Source organism: Myxococcus sp. MxC21-1 (genome assembly GCF_032612255.1).
GTDB classification, from domain to species: domain Bacteria; phylum Myxococcota; class Myxococcia; order Myxococcales; family Myxococcaceae; genus Myxococcus; species Myxococcus virescens.
The window spans coordinates 150,490-167,028 of the sequence record NZ_CP123278.1 but is presented as its reverse complement, the minus strand read 5'-3'; the positions used below and the strand labels follow the sequence as shown (position 1 = coordinate 167,028).

The window sequence follows — 16,539 nt, the reverse complement described above, 5'->3', positions numbered from 1 at the left end:
GCAGCGCGCACGACTTCCTGGTGGAGACGCTGCAGGCTCGCCCGAGTTCCACCAGGGCCGGCTGCGCGAGCTCGGCCTGCACGAGGCGGTGCTGGCGCTGCTGCTGTCCCCCAGCGCCAAGGCCCGCGCCTACGCCATCGAGTACGCCCGCGCCCACGCGCAGGACCTGCCGGCGGAGCGCCTGGAGGAGCTCGTGGCCCAGGGCGCCCCGGACGTGAAGTCCTTCGCCGCGGCCACGCTGGAGAAGCGCAACCCGCGCGAGCTGGGCGTGGCGCTGCTGGGGCGGCTCCTGCAGCACAAGGCCACGTCGGGCTTCGCCGCGGGCGCGCTGGCGCAGTCGTTCGACCGGGCCGAGCTGCCCGCGGACTTCCTGCGCGATATGTACCTGGGCACCGGTGAGCAGCTCAACTGGGTGAAGGGCTTCATCAGCTCCAAGTACGGCGCCACCGAGCTGCCCGCGGACTTCTGGAAGGCGCTGCTGGACGACCCGCGGCTGCAGAAGAAGCCCCACCCCGTGGAAGGCCTGGCGATGCGGGCGCTGTCGGCCTACCCGGCCGCGGCCATCGGTCCGGAGTGGCTGCTGGAGAAGGCCGCCCATCCCCGCATCAGCCACATGGCGACCCAGGCGCTCATGCGCGCGGACAGCCTGCCCGGGCTGGACGTGGAGCAGGTGAAGGCGCGCGTCTTCAGCGCGAAGTACCGGGGCGTGGCCCTGGGCCTGCTGGGCAACCGCAAGCTGTTCACCGCGCGCCAGCTCACCGTGCCCTGGCTGCTGGCGCTGGCCCGCCGCGCCGACCCGGAGCTGCACGGCTTCGCGCACCGCTACCTGCTGGAGAACGTGGCCCCCGCGGACTTCAGCGACGCGGGTGACGCGGCCGCGGGCCTGGAGCGCCTCTTCGAGCTGGCCCTGGGCGCGAAGCAGCCGGCGCCCGTGCGCGCCTTCGCGCAGACGTACCTGCGCTGCCACCACCCCGTCATCGGGCCGGAGCAGCCGGAGTCGAAGTCCTACAACCTCAAGCCCCGCGCGCCGCGCAAGGCGTACACGCCGGAGCTGCTGTGGCCCGCGCTCACCGATTCGCGGGACGACGTGCGCCGCTTCGCCCTGGCCATTGCCCGCGCGGAGCTGCGCGCCTGGGGCTGGCACACGCGCGTGTACGAGCTGGCGGACGCCGAGGCGAAGGAGATCCGCAACCTGGCCTATGACGCCCTGCTGCGCGCGGGCGAGGAAGGCGCGGACGCCCGACACACGCTCCAGCCAGAGGAGCTGGACCCCGTGAAGGTGTTCTCCCTCACGGAGAGCACCAAGCGCAGCACGCGCGAGGTCGCGGTGGAGCTCATCCGCCGGCACTACGCGCGGCTGGGCGGCGCCGAGCGGCTCGCGTGGCTGATGCAGAGCGCGGACCGCGAGGTGGGGCTGTTCGCGGTGCGGCTCCTCTGGGAGAAGCACCGGCCCACGCACCTCCCGGAGGGGTGGAAGCCCGCGGGCGCCAAGGAGGCCCCGGCCGCCAGTGGCACGGAGCGCTTCGCCAACGTGGACGCGCTGCGCACCTTCCTGCGGAAGATGCTCTTCGGCCTGCCGCCGGGCCGCGCCAAGGAGGCCCGTGAGGGCGAGGTGCAGAAGCGCCTGTCCGCCAGCGTGGCCAAGCGCCGCGTCATCGAGCTGGTGCGCGACCTGGGCCTGGACGACGCGGCCTTCGCCCGCGTGGTGGCGCCGGTGCTGGAGGAGTTCACCGGCTCGCTGGCCAAGGGGGAATGGCAGAGCTGCCTCGCCTCACTGGTGCAGCTCCGGGCCGCGCACCCGGATGCGCAACTCGGAAGCGCCTGAGCAGATTGAACGCCCATGCTGCTCGATGAACTGCTGAATGGCTTTCCGCGGGAGCGCTTCCTTCAGGAGCACTACCTGCGGCGTCCCTTCACCGGCGCTTCCGCCGCGGAGCGCCTCCAGCGCCTGGGGACGTGGGAGACCATCGACTTCCTCGTCGAGGAGACGGCCTGCGACGTGCTGCTCGCGCGCCAGGGCGTGCCCTACCCGGGAGACAGGCCCACGACGGCGAAGGCGGCGCGGGAGCTGTTCGCGCAGGGCTACACGCTCGCGCTGCGACAGCCGGACCTGCACCACCCGGACCTGGCCCAGCTGGCGCGCGCCTTCAGCGCGGAGCTGCACGGCCGCATCAACCTGCACATCTACTGCACGCCCGCGGGGCACCACGGCTTTGGCTGGCACTGCGACCCGGAGGAGGTGTTCATCCTCCAGACGGCGGGCCGCAAGGACTACCTGCTGCGGGAGAACACGCTCCACCCCGTGCCCCTGCCGGAGTCCGTGCCCAGCGGCTCCCTGGCGGCGCAGGAGAAGACGCCCGTGGAGACGCACTCGCTGGGCGCCGGGGACTTCATCTACATCCCGGGCGGGCACTGGCACATGGCGCAGGCAACCGAGGAGGCGCTGTCCATCTCCATCGGCCTGATGCCGCCCACGCTCCTGGACCTCCTCGACGGGGTGAGGGCCGCGCTGGCCAGCAGCCCGGTGTGGCGGCGGCGGATGCCCTCGCTGGGGCGTGCCTCCACGCTGGATGACCCGAGCAAGCTGGCGCTGCTCCGGACGCTGCTGTCGGAGCTGGGCGGTGAACTCCAGCGCCAGCTCGCCGACCCTGGATATCCCCTGCGCTTCCTCGCGCAGACGGCCCGGTTCTATCTGCGCTCCACGGGAATCCGGGGCAACGGGCGCTGACGGCGCGCGGCCCCGCCAACTCCCTCACTGCGTGCTCTTGTATTGAGGGCGCTGGTGCTAAGAAGGGCAGCCACTGAGGAGCGTGATGCCCGTACTCGCCATCGGCAACATCGAGAAGGTCCGCGCACTCGCGGCCAATGCGCGCCTGCTGCTGGTGGGCGGTGCTCGCGCATCCACCGCCAGCCGCCTCACCGCGTTCGAGCCGGGCACCAACAAGGTGCTGTGGAGCACGGAGCTGCCCTCCGCGGTGAACGCGCTCGCCCTGTCCGGTGGACAGTGGGCCGCGGCCGGCGCGGATGGCACGGTGCGCATCGGCACGCTGTCCGACGGGCAGGTGCAGTTCCAGCTCAACGACGTGCACCCCGGCGGCGTCACGGCGCTGGCCTCCAGCGCGGATGGCACGCTCCTCTTCAGCGCGGGCGCGGACGGCGTCGTGCGCGCCTGGGACTGGGAGTCCACGCGCAAGATGCACGAGTGGAAGGCGTCCACCCAGCCCCTGCGCGCGGTGGCCGTGGACCCCTCCGGCACCTACGCGGCGGGCGCGGGTGACGACGGCGTGGTACGCGTCTTCACCGTGGCCACTGGCGCGCAGCGCGACATGGCCGGCCACGAAGGCGCCGTGCGCGCGCTCGCCTTCACGCCGCGCGATGGCCGGTTGGTGTCCGCCGGTGACGACGGCAAGCTGCGCATCTGGTACCTCGTGGGCGCGGTGGAGTTCGAGGTCCGCGGCGAGAAGGACACCGGCCATGCCGGCCCGGTGCTCGCCCTGCTCTTCCCGCCCACGCCCACCGCCAAGCCGGGGAGGAAGAGCCCGGCGACCGCGTGTGGTCCTCGGGCAGCGACGGACAGGTCAAGGTCTGGCGCCTGGACGTCCGCCGCAAGCCGCGCTCGCTCGACGCGGGGGCAAGCCCGTGCAGGCGCTCGCCTTCGTGCCGCCGGCCAATCCGCGGCTGGCGAAGACGTCCCTGGGCTCCGTCTTCACGGGCGGGGATGACCGCCGCACGCACCGCTTCGGCCTCGCGGCGGATGGCTCGCCCGCGGGCGACCACGACACGTCCCAGCACGGCATCGACCTGCTGACGGAGTCACTCAAGGCCGGCCGTCCCCGCCGCGAAGCCGCGGTGCGCGAGGCCGCCGCGCTGGAGGAGACGGAGGCGCTGGACTTCCTCTTCCAGGTGCTGGCCTCGGAGAAGGACGCGGAGGTCCGGCGGCTCGCCGTGCGCGAGCTGGCGGACAAGGGTCGCACCGCCGCGCGCCCCAAGCTGCGCGAGCGGCTGGACGACTCGCATCCGATGGTGCGCAAGGCCGCGCTGGACGCGCTCGTCGCGCTGGAGCCTGAGTCCCCGCTGTCCGCGCCGCGCGCGCGCGCTGGGCTCGCAGCACCCGGAAGTGCGCGTGCTGGGCCTGGAGCTGCTGGCGAAGCTGGGAGGCACGTCCCCGCTGGTGCCGGGCCTCATCGCCGGCCAGCTCGCGGACAACCAGGGCGCGGTCGGCCTGGCCGCGCTGGACGCGCTCACCCAGGTGATGCCGGGCGACGGCGCCGAGCCGCTGCGCACCGCCTTCGAGCGCGGCCCCTCCCAGCTCAAGGTGGAGGTGCTCATCCGCGCCGTGGCGGGCGGGCTGCTCGGCCACGCGCAGCTGCAGGCCCTGGTGGCCCGCGCGCTGGATGACGCGGACCCCGGCGTTCGCCGCACGGCCTTCACCGTGCGCGTCATGGAGCGCCGGGCGCTGTCCCACGCGCTGGAGTCGCGCGACGAGGACTTCGGCCGGGGCACCAAGGAGGTCTCCCGCTGGCTGGTCCAGCGCGCGCGCCGTGCGCAGGGCGTCGCGGGCAATCCGCCCATCACCGACGCGGAGCTCCAGGCCGCACGCGATGCGATGCCCGCGCAGGGCACCACGGGCGCGGCCATCACCGAGAGCGACCTGGAGCCGCTGCTGGCCGCCATGGCCTGCCGCACGCCGGACACGGCCGTGCGCGGCGCTCGCGGCCTGGCACAGCTGGGCGACGCACGGGCGCTGGGCGCGCTGCTCCAGCTCTCCCGCGAGCCGGACGCCGCCATCCGCCGGGTGGCTGCCTCCTCCTCCAGGCACTCCAGGACGCGCGCGCTCGCGAGCGGCTGGTGTGGATGCTGGACGACGAGAACGCGGACGTGCGCGCCGCCGCGCTGGACGCGGTGGTGGCGCTGGACGCGGACGCGCCGCTGGCATCGGCGGAGGCCGCCCTGCGCTCGGGCCACGAGGACGTGCGCGTGCGGGGCCTGGACCGGCTGGTGAAGCTGGGCGCGGCGGCGCCGGGCGCGGAGGCGCTGCTGGGCGACGCGCTGGAGGACGAGTCCAGCAAGGTGCGCGGAGAGGCCTTCCGCACGCTGTGGGCCTGGAACGAGAAGGCACCGGAGAAGGCGCTGGACCGCGCGCTGGCGGGCCGCTTCCCCGACCTGCGCCACCGGGCGGTGGAGGTGCTGGCACAGCGCGCCGCCGAGGGCTGGGCGCTGGAGCGGCTGAAGAAGGCCGTGGAGGACCGCGACACCAGCGTGGCCACCGCCGCGTATGACGCGTGGGTGAAGCACGTGGGCAAGGAGCACGCGGAGGCCCACCGGCGGCGCTCGCCACCACGCACGCGCCGCTGCGGGAGCACGCCGCGAAGGGCGCCATCCACGCCCCCATCGAGCCCCTGCGCTCGCCGCTGCTCAAGCGCGTCCAGGACGAGGAAGTCCCCGTCGCCGTGGCCGCGCTGGAGGCCCTGGACAAGCTGGTGCCCAACGAGAACGGGCCCCTGCTGGCCGGGCTCTCCGCGGCGCCGCTGCCGGTGCGCGTGCGCGCGGTGGAGCTGCTGGCTCCGCGTGGCGCCGAAGACATCATCGAGCCGATGCGCGCGTTCATCACCGACAAGGACCTGGAGCGGCTCTACCCTCCAGCCTTCCTGGTGCCGCTGCGCATCCGCGCCGCGCGGGCCCTGGCGTCACTGGGCTCGCGGCGCCTGCTGACCTTCTTCGCCACCGTGCTGCTGCCGCACGAGCTGGGTGACATGCAGGAGCAGGGCGGCCGCGGACTCGCCACCGCCGCTCGCCGGGGCGACGAAGGCTTCCTGCTGGACGCGCTGGGCCACGCCAACGTGGCGGTGCGCTCCTGGGCCGCGGACGGCCTGTCCCGCCTGGGTGACGTGCGCGCCCTGCCGGTGCTCACCGGCAACCTGCGCCACGACCACCTCCCCATCCGGCTGGGCGCCATCCTCTCCTTCGCGGCCCTGGGCCCGGACGGTGACGGCGGCCTGCTGCACGGCCTGGAGGACCGCGCCCGCGAGGTGCAGGAGATGGTGTTCGCCATCGTCCTCGCCCGTGATTTGCGCGCCAGCCGCCGGGGCGAGCCGCCCGACCTGCTCACCAGCGCCCTCTCCAGTGGCAGGCCGGAGGTCCGCTACGCCGCCGCCCGCGCGCTGGAGCTGCGCACGGAGCCGGACGCGGCGCGCGCCCAGTTGGTGGAAGCCCTGCTGCCGCCTCGGCCGGAGAAGGTGGCCGACATGAAGGACTGGCCGGCCGAAGAGGAGCGCGTGAAGTACGTCGTCGGGCTCGCGGAGGCCCTGTCCAGCCTCCAGCCCGAGCAGCGCTACGCGGCGGCCCAGGTGCTGCTGCTGCGCGACAAGCCGCTGGAGTACTTCCGCCACGCCAAGAAGGTGGCGCGGCCGAGCACGCTGGATGCGCCCTGGAAGCCGGAGACGGCACCCACCGGTTCGCCCGTGCAGGCCACGCCCGCGAAGAACTGGCTGCGGCGCATCTTCTCCGCCGTGAAGACGGATGCCCACGCCGCCTCGCCCGAGGCCTCCGCCCAGGCCGAGCGGCAGCACCTGCGCCGGCTGGCCTTCGGCGCCTACGTCGGCCTGCTGCGGCAGGTGTCCACGGGCGACGATGAGAGCCACCGCGTGCGTCGCGACGCGGTGGACCGCGTGGTGAAGCTCACGCTGGAGGGTTTCGCCGGCACGCCCGCCGCCGTGGCCGCCCTGCTGCGCGCCCTGGAGGACCCGCACCAACTGGTGCGCAAGGCCGCGCTGGCCGGACTGAAGGAGCTCTTCCCCGCCGGCAGCGATGAGCCGCTGGCGCTGGCCCTGGCCTCGCTGGCGCCGGACGTGGCGCGCGCGGCGCTGGATGAGCTGGCCACGCGGGGTGACGCCGCGAAGCCGCGCATCACCGCCGCGCTGAACTCGCCGCTGACGGACGTGCGCCGCTACGCCTTCGAGCTGCTGGAGAAGCTCAGCCCGCCCGGCAGCCTGGAGCCGCTGCTGGCCGCGCTGGGCAGCGAGCACGCCGACCTGCGCGTGGGCGTCATCGAGCGGCTGGCGGGCGCCAACGACTCGCGCGTCACCGAGGCGCTGGGACGCGCCATGGCCAGCGAGCACGAGGACCTGCGTCTGCGCGCCTCGGAGCTGCTGGCGTGGCGTGGCGATGACCGCGCGGTGGAGGTGCTCGCCACGTTCCTGCGCGCGGAGAATGCGAGCGCCGCGAAGCGCGCCACGGAGGCCCTGGCCCGGCTGGCCACGCCCGCCTCGGTGGCCGCGCTGGCCGCCCGGCTTCCCGCGGCCCAGGACTCCCATGAGCGCAAGCGGCTGGTGACGGCCCTGGGCAACACGCGCCGGCCCGAGGCGCTGGAGGTGCTGGCCCGCCAGTGCCAGACGGACGCAGAGGGCGTCATCCGCGGCGAGTGTGTCACCGCGGCCATGACGGTGGCCGGCAGCGACGTGAAGAAGCGCGACGTGAAGCTCGCCGTGTCGTTCCTGCGGCAGGCCGTGAAGAGCTTCGACGTCGCCGTGCGGCTGGAGGCCCTGCGGCACCTGGAGCACGGCGCGGAGGCCGGCCAGTCGGAGCTGCTGGTCAGCCTCTTCACGGACCGCTTCCCCACCGTGAGCGGCGCGGCCGTGGAGGCCTACGCGAAGCGCGTCATCGAGCACGGCGCCCCGGCGGAGCCGCTGGAGGCGGTGCTGCGCGGCGGCTCGCGCGACCTGATGCTGCCGGCCGCGGAAGGCGTGGCCTTCAAGGGCGGCGCCAGCGCGCTGCGGCCCCTGATGCTGTACGCCCGCGCGGGCGAGGACGGCCAGCGCGAGCGGGCCCTGCTGGCCCTGGGCACGCTGGGTGACGCGCGCGCCCTGGCCGAGTTGGAGACGGTGGCCGCGGGCGGCACGGCGGAAGCCCCCGTGGAGCCGAGCATGGTGTCGGCCGCCATCGAGGGCCTGGGCCGGCTCGCCGCGAAGCTGCCGGACGGCGAGGAGCGCCGCCGCGTCGAGGAGAAGGTGGAGGCCGCCGCGGTGGAGGGCGCCACGCTGGTGCTGCAGCAGGCCGGCGTGAAGGGCCTGCGCGCCATCGGCGGGGAGCGCGCCCGGGTGAAAATCGAGGCGCTGCTCGGCGACACGAGCACGGCGCTGCCGGTGCAGCTCACCGCGGCCCAGGAGCTGGGGAAGCTCAAGGACACCGCGGCGGAGACGGCCCTGGCCGCCGCGCTGGACGCGCCCCAGCAGGAGCTGCGCAAGGAGGCGCGCAAGGCGCTCGACGTGCTGTTCCCCACCGAGCGCACGCGGGTGGAGTTCCACGCGGTGGCCAGCCGCTACCCGGACATCTCCGCGCCCGCCGCGGCCTACCTCGCCAACGAAGGCGACCCGGCGCTGCTGGTGCCCCGGCTGGCCACGCTGGACAACGTGACGCTGCGGCTGCGCCTGCGGCGCGGCTCGCACGCCGGGGCGCCCTGCCCCTGCCGGAAGTGGTGGCGCTGCTGGGCCACGACAAGCCGGAGGCCCGCGAGGAGGCCGCGCTGCTGGTGGGCACCTGGACGGGTGAGGCCCGCGAGCCCGGCACGGTGGACCTGGCCGCGCTGTCCCGCGCGCTGGTGACGGCCGAGCGCCGCACGGCCACGGACTGGACCTCCGCCGCGCCGTCCAGGCGCGCCGTGCTGGAAGGCGCCTGGGAGCGTCTGCTGTGGGCGGGCTCCCGCCTGGGCACCGCGGGCATGGCCGACTCCGCGCGTACCCTTCTCCAGGGTGGAGAGACGGCGGCCCCGGGCACCGTGCGCCGGGAGGCCGCGCGCGCCCTGGGCCGGCTGGGCACGCCGGGGGCACGCTGACGCTCACCGGACAGGCCCCGGCGGCCGTGCTGACGAACGAGAAGGAGCGCGCCGCCGCGGCGGACACGCTGCGCAAGTCGCTGGTGGACCCGGACGCGCGGGTGCGGGCGGCGGCGGCGGACACGCTGGCGAAGCTCGCCCCCGAGCGCGCCACCGCCTGGGCACTGGAAGTGAAGCCCTTCGACGCGGTGGCCTTCGGCCCCATGGGGGCCCGGACGTCACGGGAGCTGCTGGCCACCTCCGAGGGTCGCCGGCTGTCGGTGCCGACGCTGCTGGGCGCCCACGCGCTGGAGCCCCTGAAGTCCCTGGCCACCGATGCGAAGCCGGAGACGCGGCAGGACGCGTGGGCCGCGCTGGGCCGCCTGGGCGGAGACGACGCGGCGAAGCTGCTGCACGAGGCCGCCTTCGACAAGTCGCAAACCGTGGAGCTGCGCAAGGCCGCCTGGCGCGCCCACAAACGTGCACGCCGGGCCGCTGAGCGCGCCCGGAACCGGAAGGAAGGGAACCCGTCGTGACGACCGCCACCCGACACCCCGTCGAGCTGCGCTACGCCACCGCGAGCGACGTCGAGTCCGGCACGGACGGCTCCCGCGTCCGCCTGGCCCTGGAGGGCTCGCGCGGCACCGTGGGCGTGAGCGGCCGCGTCACCGACGCCGCCCTCTTCCGCGACGCGCTGGCCGCCACCTTCGGCATCCTCGCCAGCGACTTGCGCTACCGGGGCAAGGACCGCACCGCGTACCTCGCCTACCTGATGAAGCAGGGCAAGCGAGCCAGCGCGCTCATCTGGGAGGCGCAGAAGGCGTTCCTGGACAACGCGCTGGATGGCGAGAAGAAGCAGGACGCGGTGCTGGACCCCCTGCTCACGGTGGATCCGGACAGCGTGTCCCTGGAGGTCTTCTCCCGCGACGAGAGCGCCTACGCCCGGCTGTCCTTCGACAACCGCCTCTTCGAGGGCCGCGAGGCCGCGCACGGCTCCACCTTCCTGGACGTGCCGCCGGAGCTGCCCGCCCGCGTGGACCGGCTGCGCACCTACGTGCCCGTCTCCCTGGAGGCGCACGTCGCGCTGGCCACGCCGGCCTCGCAGCCGGCCCGCGCCCCGCGCAACGTGGAGGTGCCCCACGCCTGGCTGCGCGGCTTCCTCCAGGTGCAGTCCGCCGCCACGCTGCCCGCGAGCACCTGCGAGCTGGCGCCCATCGACCTCTACAACCTCCTCTTCGCCCTGCGCGCTCGCAAGGCGAAGAAGGCCCTCGCGCGCTGCGCTTCGAGCTGGTGCCCGGCGCCCCGCCCCGGCTGGTGCTGGAGCCGTGGGAGCTGGTGCTGGAGTGCCACGGCGGCACGTACAACGGCACCGCGCCCGCGGTGGTGCGCACCTTCGGCCGTCAGCGCCTGGCCGCGCTCGCGCGCCTGCTGCCCCACGCGAAGTCGGTGCGGGTGCAGCTGATGGGCCCCGGCCTGCCGGTGTTCTGGGTCATCGACATGGGCGCAGCCACGCTCACGCTGGGCCTCACGGGCTGGACGGAGAGCGGCTGGTCCTCCGCCGCGGCCTTCGACGTGCTGATGCCCCGCGCGGTGCCGGACGGATTGGCGGAGCAGCTTCGCAACCGGCTGCGGACCGAAGGCCCCTGCCCTTCGACACGCTCGCCGCCAATGCCGGCGCGCCCAAGGAGTCCGTGCGCGCGGCGCTCCAGCTGGAGTGCCTGCGCGGACGAATCCTCTTCGACGTGGCGCGCGGCCAGTACCGTCCGCGCGAGCTGATGCCCACGCCGGTGGACGCCGCCGTCATCCGCTACGGCAACGAGCTGGAAGCACGGGCGCACCGCCTGCTGGGCGGCGACGGCGCTCCGGGCGCGGGCGAGGTGAAGCTGACCAAGGTGCACGACGTGGTGGGCGAAGGCATCCGCATCCACGGCGAGGTGGTGGACCGCGAGGCCCTGCGCAGCTTCTTCCCCAGCTTCACGTTGGATTTGGAAGGCCGCGTGAAGGACGCCAGCTGCGGGTGCCCGCACCACCGGCGCTCCGGCCTGAGGGAAGGCCCCTGCGAGCACCTGCTGGCGCTGCGGCTGGCCTACGCGCGCCGCCGCGCGGAGGAAGAGGCGCTGCGGCAGACGCCCGAGGGCCGCAAGCTCATCCGCGCGGAGACGCGCTCCTACGTGCGGCGCGACGCGGAGAGCGGCCTGGAGACGGTGTACCGGGTTTCCCTGGATGGTCAGGTGGTGGCGGTGGAGTGGGGCCCGCGCACGGGCTCGCCGCGTCACCAGCGGCTCTGGTTCGACTCGGATGCGGAAGCGCGCGGAGCGTACTTCGCGCGCCTGGAGAAGTTGGCGGCTGACGGCTACATCGACGCGGCCTCGGCATTGGTGTAAACCCTTCAACCACGGCTCGGCCGCCACGCGCGGCCGGCAGGACAGGTGCGACGAAGAGACGACGACGTGCGCTTCACGCGCGAGCAGCCGAGAGAGGTCCGGAGTGCATCAGCCTGAGCGCCTCGAGCGCGGGAGCGGCGTTGCGCCGCTCCGGTTGGAATGCAGGACACTCTCCGCAAGGTAGCCTGTTCTTGGCTCTCTCCCTCCTAGGCACTACGGCCAGGGTGGGTAGCGGAGCCAACGACGCGACCGCCGTTTACCCACCCCGGCCGTAGTGCCTAGGAGGGGAGAGCCGGTGAGGCTACCGTGCCCCAGGTAAGATGGTGGTGCTTTCCCGGCCTCCCTCGACTGCTCGCGCCATGTCCCGTCTTCCACCGCCGCGCCCGCCCAAGGTGCAGACATGACCGCCAGGCTGGACCCGTTCGTCCCCGCAGCTTCGCCGCAGGCCGTGCCCACGCCCGAACCCACCGCTCCGTCGCCGGACGCGGCCGCGAAGCGTGAAGCCCGCCGGCTGGCGCACGAAGCGCTGCTCGTCCGCGCGAAGGCCATTGACGAAGCGGGCGGCGCCGACGACTGGGTGCAGGCGCAGCTCGTCTCCAAGGGCCTCGCGGTGGAGGACCTGGACTTCTCCAGCGCCTCCGAGAAGGACAAGAAGGCCTGGAAGGAGAAGAAGAAGGCCGAGGCCACCGAGCGCCGCGCGCTGAAGCGCCAGGCGCACGAGGCGTGGAAGGCCACGCACGTGGGCCACCTGGGCGCGGGCGTGCACTGGGCGGAGGACCGCCCGGCCGACGCATTCGACGTGCCCCACCGCGAGGAGCGCGCCCGGGCCAACGGCCTGACGGAGCTGGACTCGGCAGAGGCGCTGGCGAAGGCGTTGGGGCTGAGCGTGTCCAAGCTGCGCTGGTTCGCGTTCCACCGAGAGGTGGACACGGCCACGCACTACGTGAGCTGGACGATTCCGAAGCGGGACGGCGGCAAGCGCACGATTACGTCCCCCAAGCCGGAGCTGAAGGAGGCGCAGCGCTGGGTGCTGTCCAATGTCGTGGAGCGGCTGCCGGTGCACGGCGCGGCGCACGGCTTCGTGGCGGGGCGCTCCATCCTCACCAACGCGCTGGCCCACCAGGGCGCGGACGTGGTGGTGAAGGTGGACCTCAAGGACTTCTTCCCCTCCGTCACCTGGCGCCGGGTGAAGGGCCTGCTGCGCAAGGGCGGCCTGCCGGAGGGCACGTCCACGCTGCTGTCGCTGCTGTCCACGGAAGCGCCGCGGGAGGCGGTGCAGTTCCGCGGCAAGCTGCTGCACGTGGCCAAGGGCCCGCGCGCGCTGCCCCAGGGCGCGCCCACGTCGCCGGGCATCACCAACGCGCTGTGCCTGAAGCTGGACAAGCGGCTGTCCGCGCTCGCGAAGCGGCTGGGCTTCACGTACACGCGCTACGCGGACGACCTGACCTTCTCGTGGACGAAGGCGAAGCAGCCCAAGGCGCGGCGGACGCAGCGTCCCCCGGTGGCGGTGCTGCTGTCTCGCGTGCAGGAAGCGGTGGAGGCGGAGGGCTTCCGCGTGCACCCGGACAAGACGCGCGTGGCGCGCAAGGGCACGCGGCAGCGGGTGACGGGGCTGGTCGTGAACGCGGCGGGCAAGGACGCGCCGGCGGCCCGAGTCCCGCGCGACGTGGTGCGCCAGCTGCGCGCCGCCATCCACAACCGGAAGAAGGGCAAGCCGGGACGCGAGGGCGAGTCGCTGGAGCAGCTCAAGGGCATGGCCGCCTTCATCCACATGACGGACCCGGCCAAGGGCCGCGCCTTCCTGGCGCAGCTCGCGGCGCTGGAGTCCACGGCGAGCGCTGCCCCTCAGGCGGAGTGACGCTCAGGGAGCGAGCAGCGCCGCGTCGAGGAACGCCTTCAACCGCTGGGGGTACGCCTCCGGCTCGGTGGCGCTGAAGTTCCCGTGCCCGGCGCCCTGGATGCGCCATGTCTGGGCATACTCGCGCACCTTGGCGAAGAGCTCGTCAGCGAGCGGCTGTCCTGACTCCTCCGTCCCCATGACGATGAGCAGCGGCCGGGGGCGGATGCGCTCCACCGCATCGATGGTGCGCACCTCTTCCAGGGCGATGCCGCGCCGCCAGAAGGGCACCAGCGCCCCGCTTTGCGACACGAAGCCGAAGCGGCGGAAGTCATACGCGGCGGCCAGCCACAGCGTGTTGAACGGGGACAGCAGCACCACGGCGCGCACCGCCGGGTCCTCCGCCGCCACCTCCGCCACGGCCGCGGAGCCAATCGAGAAGCCGAGCGCCCCTACCCGCTCCGGGTCCACGTCCGGCTGGGCGCGCACGAAGTCCAGCGCGGCCCGCACGTCCCGGCGCTCCAGGTCTCCCCAGGTGGAGAAACCGCCCTCGCTTTCACCGTGGGCGCGCAGGTCGAAGAGCAGCACGCCATAGCCCGCGGCCCGCAGGATTCGCGCTTCGGGCAGCAGGTCCGCGCGCGTCTGGGACAGGCCGTGCGCCAGCACCACGGCGGCGCGGTTCCGCGACGGCACGTACCAGCCCCGCAGCGTCAGCCCATCCGACGTCTGAAGCGAAACGTCCTTTGCCTCGGCGAAGTCAGCGGGGCGCTCGGCCTTGGGGCGTGGGTAGTGGAAGTAGGCCTCGGAATGACGCAGCGCCCTACCGAACACCGCCAGCGCGGCCAGCAGCCCCAGCGCGAGCGCTCCAGCCAGCAGCCACCGCCACTTCATCTTCGTTGGACCTCGCGGAAGGAAGCTGGGGTGTTTGAACCCCAGGAGTGCAGACGGGACCCACGTTGCTCCGCCACGTACTGAGCAGCTTACACTCCCAATAGACAACTCACAGTGCCATCAAAGACGGCACTGTCGCGCCAGGAAACCTGTGGGCACATCCAGGATGATGTTCGACGTGGTGGTGGTGGGTGGTGGCGCTTGCGGCGGATGGACAGCCAAGCAGCTGACGGAAGCAGGCTTGCGTGTCCTGGTGCTCGAAGCGGGCCGAGGCATGAGCGCGGACCGGATGCTGTGGATGCTCCACCGCATGCGCCAATCCCTTGGCTACCTGGCGGAGACGGACGACCAGCGCAAGGTGCGCCAGTCGGTGCAGAGCACCACCTTCGCGTGGCCCTTCCACCCGCACGCCTTCGTCGACGACGTGGACAATCCCTACACCACGCCGGAGGACCAGCCCTTCACGTGGATTCGTGCACGGCAGGTGGGCGGGCGCACGTCCGTGAAGGCGCACGGGCGCCAGTTCTACCGGCTGTCTGACTTCAACTTCAAAGCAGGCACGCAGGATGGGCAGGGGCCGGACTGGCCGCTGACGCTGGCGGAGCTGGCGCCGCACTACGAGACGGTGGAGCGGTGGATGGGCATCCACGGCAACGCGGACGGCCTGGACATTCTGCCGGACTCCGTCTTCGCGGGTGCCATCGCCATGACGCCCGCGGAGCAGCGTCTGAAGGAACAGGTGGAGCGCCGCTGGCCGGAACGCCGCGTCATCGTCCGCCGCACGGCGGGAGCGCCCGTGACGATGCCCGCCGCGTTGAAGACGGGCCGGCTCGCGCTGCGCACGAACGCGGTGGTGGACCAGGTGCTGTACGACGCGGCGACAGGGCGCGCCACGGGGGTGCACTACCTCGACGCGAGGTCGGGCAAGTCCTACGAGGCCCACGCGCGGGTGGTGGTGCTGGCGGCGGGCGCGATTGAATCCACGCGGCTGCTGCTGAACTCGCGATGCAGCGCGTTCCCGGACGGATTGGCGAACACGTCGGGGCAGTTGGGCCGCAACCTGATGGACCACACGTACATGCTGGGCATCGAGGCAAAGATGAACCTGCCTCCCGAAGCCCAACGGCAGGAGCATAGCTGGGCGTACATCCCCCAGTTCCGCAACGTGGCCACGAAGGAGCAGGACTTCGCGCGCGGCTACGGCGTGCAGGTCTTCACCTTTGGAGACAACTGCCACTTCGTGCCCTTCGGGGAGATGGTGCCGCGCCCGGAGAATCGCGTGACGCTCAGTCCGACGGTGAAGGACCGCTGGGGCATCCCCGCCGCGCACATCGAATGCCGGCACTCCGCCAACGAGCTGAAGATGGCCGAGGACGCGCTGGCGGCGTGCAAGGAGATGATGGAGGCGGCCGGCTTCACCGTGGAGAAGGCCAACGCCACGCTGTCCACGCCGGGCATGGCCATCCACGAGGTGGGCACGGCGCGCATGGGCACGGACCCGAAGACGTCGGTGCTCAATCCCCACAATCAGAGCTGGGACGTGCCCAACCTCTTCATCAACGATGGTGCCTGCTTCCCGTCCCAGGGACCGCAGAACCCCACGCTGACGATGATGGCCATCGCCGTGCGCGCCAGTGCGCACATCGTGAAGGAGTTCAAGGCCGGGCGGCTGTGACGGGGTGGCGAGCGTTGCGGCTCCGGCGCTGCATGCCGTAGCGTGCTCGCAATGATTCAAGTCGACGAGCTCGGAGAAAAGACGACGTTCGCTGAGGTCGCCAGGCGATTTGCTGGAGCGAGCTGGCTCGCCTCGTTCCTTGAGACCGAGCAACTCAACGACCCGGAGACCAACGGCATCGTCGTGCCTCGCATCGTCAACGCAGGCCTGCGCTTCGACGACACGCTCGAAAGTGGGCCCGGCCCCTGGGCTGTCATCGTCGACGGGGACCTCGAGACGAGCGGCGATCTCGTGTGCACGACCGACGATTACCTGACGAGCACGCTGATTGTGACTGGCAACGTGCGCGCGAGGAACGTGCGCTTCGCCGCGAGCGCGCGCGTCGGAATCGAGGGCGACCTGGTCGTCGGCAGTGGGCTCGGCATCGTGAGCGGAACGTGGGGTGACGGCGGCGCGGTGCTGTGGGCGCGCTCGTGCGAAGCCGCGCTCGTGTTGCTCGACGGCAACACGAGCATCGACGCGGACCGGTGCCGGCGGACGCTGGTGTGTGGGTCGACCGGTTGGGGTGAATTCGCCCCGGACATCCACGACCACGCGACGTTCGAGGAGATGTTCGAACCCGCCGCTTTCGATGAACGCGGCGACCTCGATTTTGGCCGGGCGATGGCGCTCTCGAATGAAGGGCGCTCAGCGCTGCGGCCCGAGGTCGAGAATCGGCTGCGCGGAAGCAAGGGACTCGCAACACGCGAGGCGCTCGCATGGCTGGCGAGCGACCCGCACTGCCGCGAACTCATGGCGCTCGGCGATGACATGTCGATGGCGGTGCTCGCCGAGCAGTTGGCTCAGCGCGGCCATACGGTCTCCATCGAGAGCCTCACTCGCTCGGTGCGCGCCATGCTCGGTGCGCGCCTCGCGTAGAAATCGACCCGGCGCTTTCCCACGC

General features: G+C 72.9%; 14 protein-coding genes and 1 pseudogene. 14 read left to right on the top strand and 1 reads right to left on the bottom strand.

Translation table 11 applies throughout. The features are described 5' to 3' along the window. Window positions 1-88: 88 nt before the first annotated feature. From QEG98_RS00760 to QEG98_RS00700, 12 genes and pseudogenes are all read left to right on the top strand, one after another. Complete coding sequence (locus QEG98_RS00760; protein WP_316565369.1) at window positions 89-1,825, top strand: hypothetical protein; 1,737 nt, start codon at window positions 89-91, stop codon at window positions 1,823-1,825. Window positions 1,826-1,840: 15 nt separating this feature from the next. Beyond that, the gene (locus tag QEG98_RS00755) at window positions 1,841-2,728 is read left to right on the top strand and encodes a JmjC domain-containing protein (protein ID WP_316565368.1); all 888 of its coding nucleotides are present in this window, start codon (window positions 1,841-1,843) and stop codon (window positions 2,726-2,728) included. 85 nt (window positions 2,729-2,813) lie between these two features. Next, window positions 2,814-3,722, top strand: coding sequence for a hypothetical protein (locus QEG98_RS00750; protein ID WP_316568053.1), 909 nt, complete (start codon window positions 2,814-2,816; stop codon window positions 3,720-3,722). Next, window positions 3,640-4,023: pseudogene (locus tag QEG98_RS41545) on the top strand (HEAT repeat domain-containing protein); the annotation flags it as partial. The gene QEG98_RS00750 and the pseudogene QEG98_RS41545, both read left to right, overlap by 83 nt. 148 nt (window positions 4,024-4,171) lie before the next feature. After that, a complete protein-coding gene (locus QEG98_RS41540) occupies window positions 4,172-5,002 on the top strand; it encodes a hypothetical protein (protein WP_410478106.1) in 831 nt (276 codons plus the stop codon). Window positions 5,003-5,450: 448 nt separating this feature from the next. After that, window positions 5,451-8,600 (top strand): HEAT repeat domain-containing protein, encoded by a 3,150-nt coding sequence (locus QEG98_RS00730; protein ID WP_410477921.1) that lies wholly within the window; start codon window positions 5,451-5,453, stop codon window positions 8,598-8,600. After that, entirely contained in the window at window positions 8,528-8,830 is a 303-nt protein-coding gene (locus tag QEG98_RS00725; protein ID WP_316565366.1) for a hypothetical protein, read from the top strand. Before QEG98_RS00730 ends, QEG98_RS00725 begins: the two co-directional genes overlap by 73 nt. A gap of 26 nt (window positions 8,831-8,856) precedes the next feature. Then, on the top strand, window positions 8,857-9,345 hold the full coding sequence (locus tag QEG98_RS00720) for a hypothetical protein (protein ID WP_316565365.1): 489 nt from the start codon (window positions 8,857-8,859) through the stop codon (window positions 9,343-9,345). Beyond that, on the top strand, window positions 9,342-10,271 hold the full coding sequence (locus QEG98_RS00715) for a hypothetical protein (protein WP_316565364.1): 930 nt from the start codon (window positions 9,342-9,344) through the stop codon (window positions 10,269-10,271). The genes QEG98_RS00720 and QEG98_RS00715 overlap by 4 nt, the downstream gene beginning before the upstream one ends. Continuing rightward, window positions 10,190-10,585, top strand: a complete 396-nt coding sequence (locus QEG98_RS00710) for a hypothetical protein (protein ID WP_316565363.1) — start codon at window positions 10,190-10,192, stop codon at window positions 10,583-10,585. Before QEG98_RS00715 ends, QEG98_RS00710 begins: the two co-directional genes overlap by 82 nt. Beyond that, window positions 10,501-11,193, top strand: coding sequence for a hypothetical protein (locus QEG98_RS00705; RefSeq protein ID WP_316565362.1), 693 nt, complete (start codon window positions 10,501-10,503; stop codon window positions 11,191-11,193). Before QEG98_RS00710 ends, QEG98_RS00705 begins: the two co-directional genes overlap by 85 nt. Window positions 11,194-11,593: 400 nt before the next feature. Then, a complete protein-coding gene (locus QEG98_RS00700) occupies window positions 11,594-13,051 on the top strand; it encodes a reverse transcriptase family protein (RefSeq protein ID WP_316565361.1) in 1,458 nt (485 codons plus the stop codon). A 3-nt stretch (window positions 13,052-13,054) separates the two neighbouring features. Here the strand turns inward: QEG98_RS00700 and QEG98_RS00695 are convergent, their stop codons facing one another. Next, entirely contained in the window at window positions 13,055-13,921 is an 867-nt protein-coding gene (locus QEG98_RS00695) for an alpha/beta hydrolase (RefSeq protein ID WP_316565360.1), read from the bottom strand. Window positions 13,922-14,072: 151 nt separating this feature from the next. On the opposite strand from QEG98_RS00695, the gene QEG98_RS00690 reads away from it, so the two are divergent. After that, window positions 14,073-15,596, top strand: coding sequence for a GMC family oxidoreductase (locus QEG98_RS00690; RefSeq protein WP_316565359.1), 1,524 nt, complete (start codon window positions 14,073-14,075; stop codon window positions 15,594-15,596). 51 nt (window positions 15,597-15,647) lie between these two features. Continuing rightward, complete coding sequence (locus QEG98_RS00685; protein ID WP_316565358.1) at window positions 15,648-16,514, top strand: hypothetical protein; 867 nt, start codon at window positions 15,648-15,650, stop codon at window positions 16,512-16,514. The last annotated feature ends 25 nt before the right edge of the window (window positions 16,515-16,539 follow it).

Excerpts from the sequence above, each read along its gene's own strand:
- QEG98_RS00755 (WP_316565368.1), top strand. The coding sequence starts at position 1,841 with ATGCTGCTCGATGAACTGCTGAATGGCTTTCCGCGGGAGCGCTTCCTT.
- QEG98_RS00700 (WP_316565361.1), top strand. The coding sequence starts at position 11,594 with ATGACCGCCAGGCTGGACCCGTTCGTCCCCGCAGCTTCGCCGCAGGCC.
- QEG98_RS00750 (WP_316568053.1), top strand. The coding sequence starts at position 2,814 with ATGCCCGTACTCGCCATCGGCAACATCGAGAAGGTCCGCGCACTCGCG.
- QEG98_RS00695 (WP_316565360.1), bottom strand. The coding sequence starts at position 13,921 with ATGAAGTGGCGGTGGCTGCTGGCTGGAGCGCTCGCGCTGGGGCTGCTG.
- QEG98_RS00685 (WP_316565358.1), top strand. The coding sequence starts at position 15,648 with ATGATTCAAGTCGACGAGCTCGGAGAAAAGACGACGTTCGCTGAGGTC.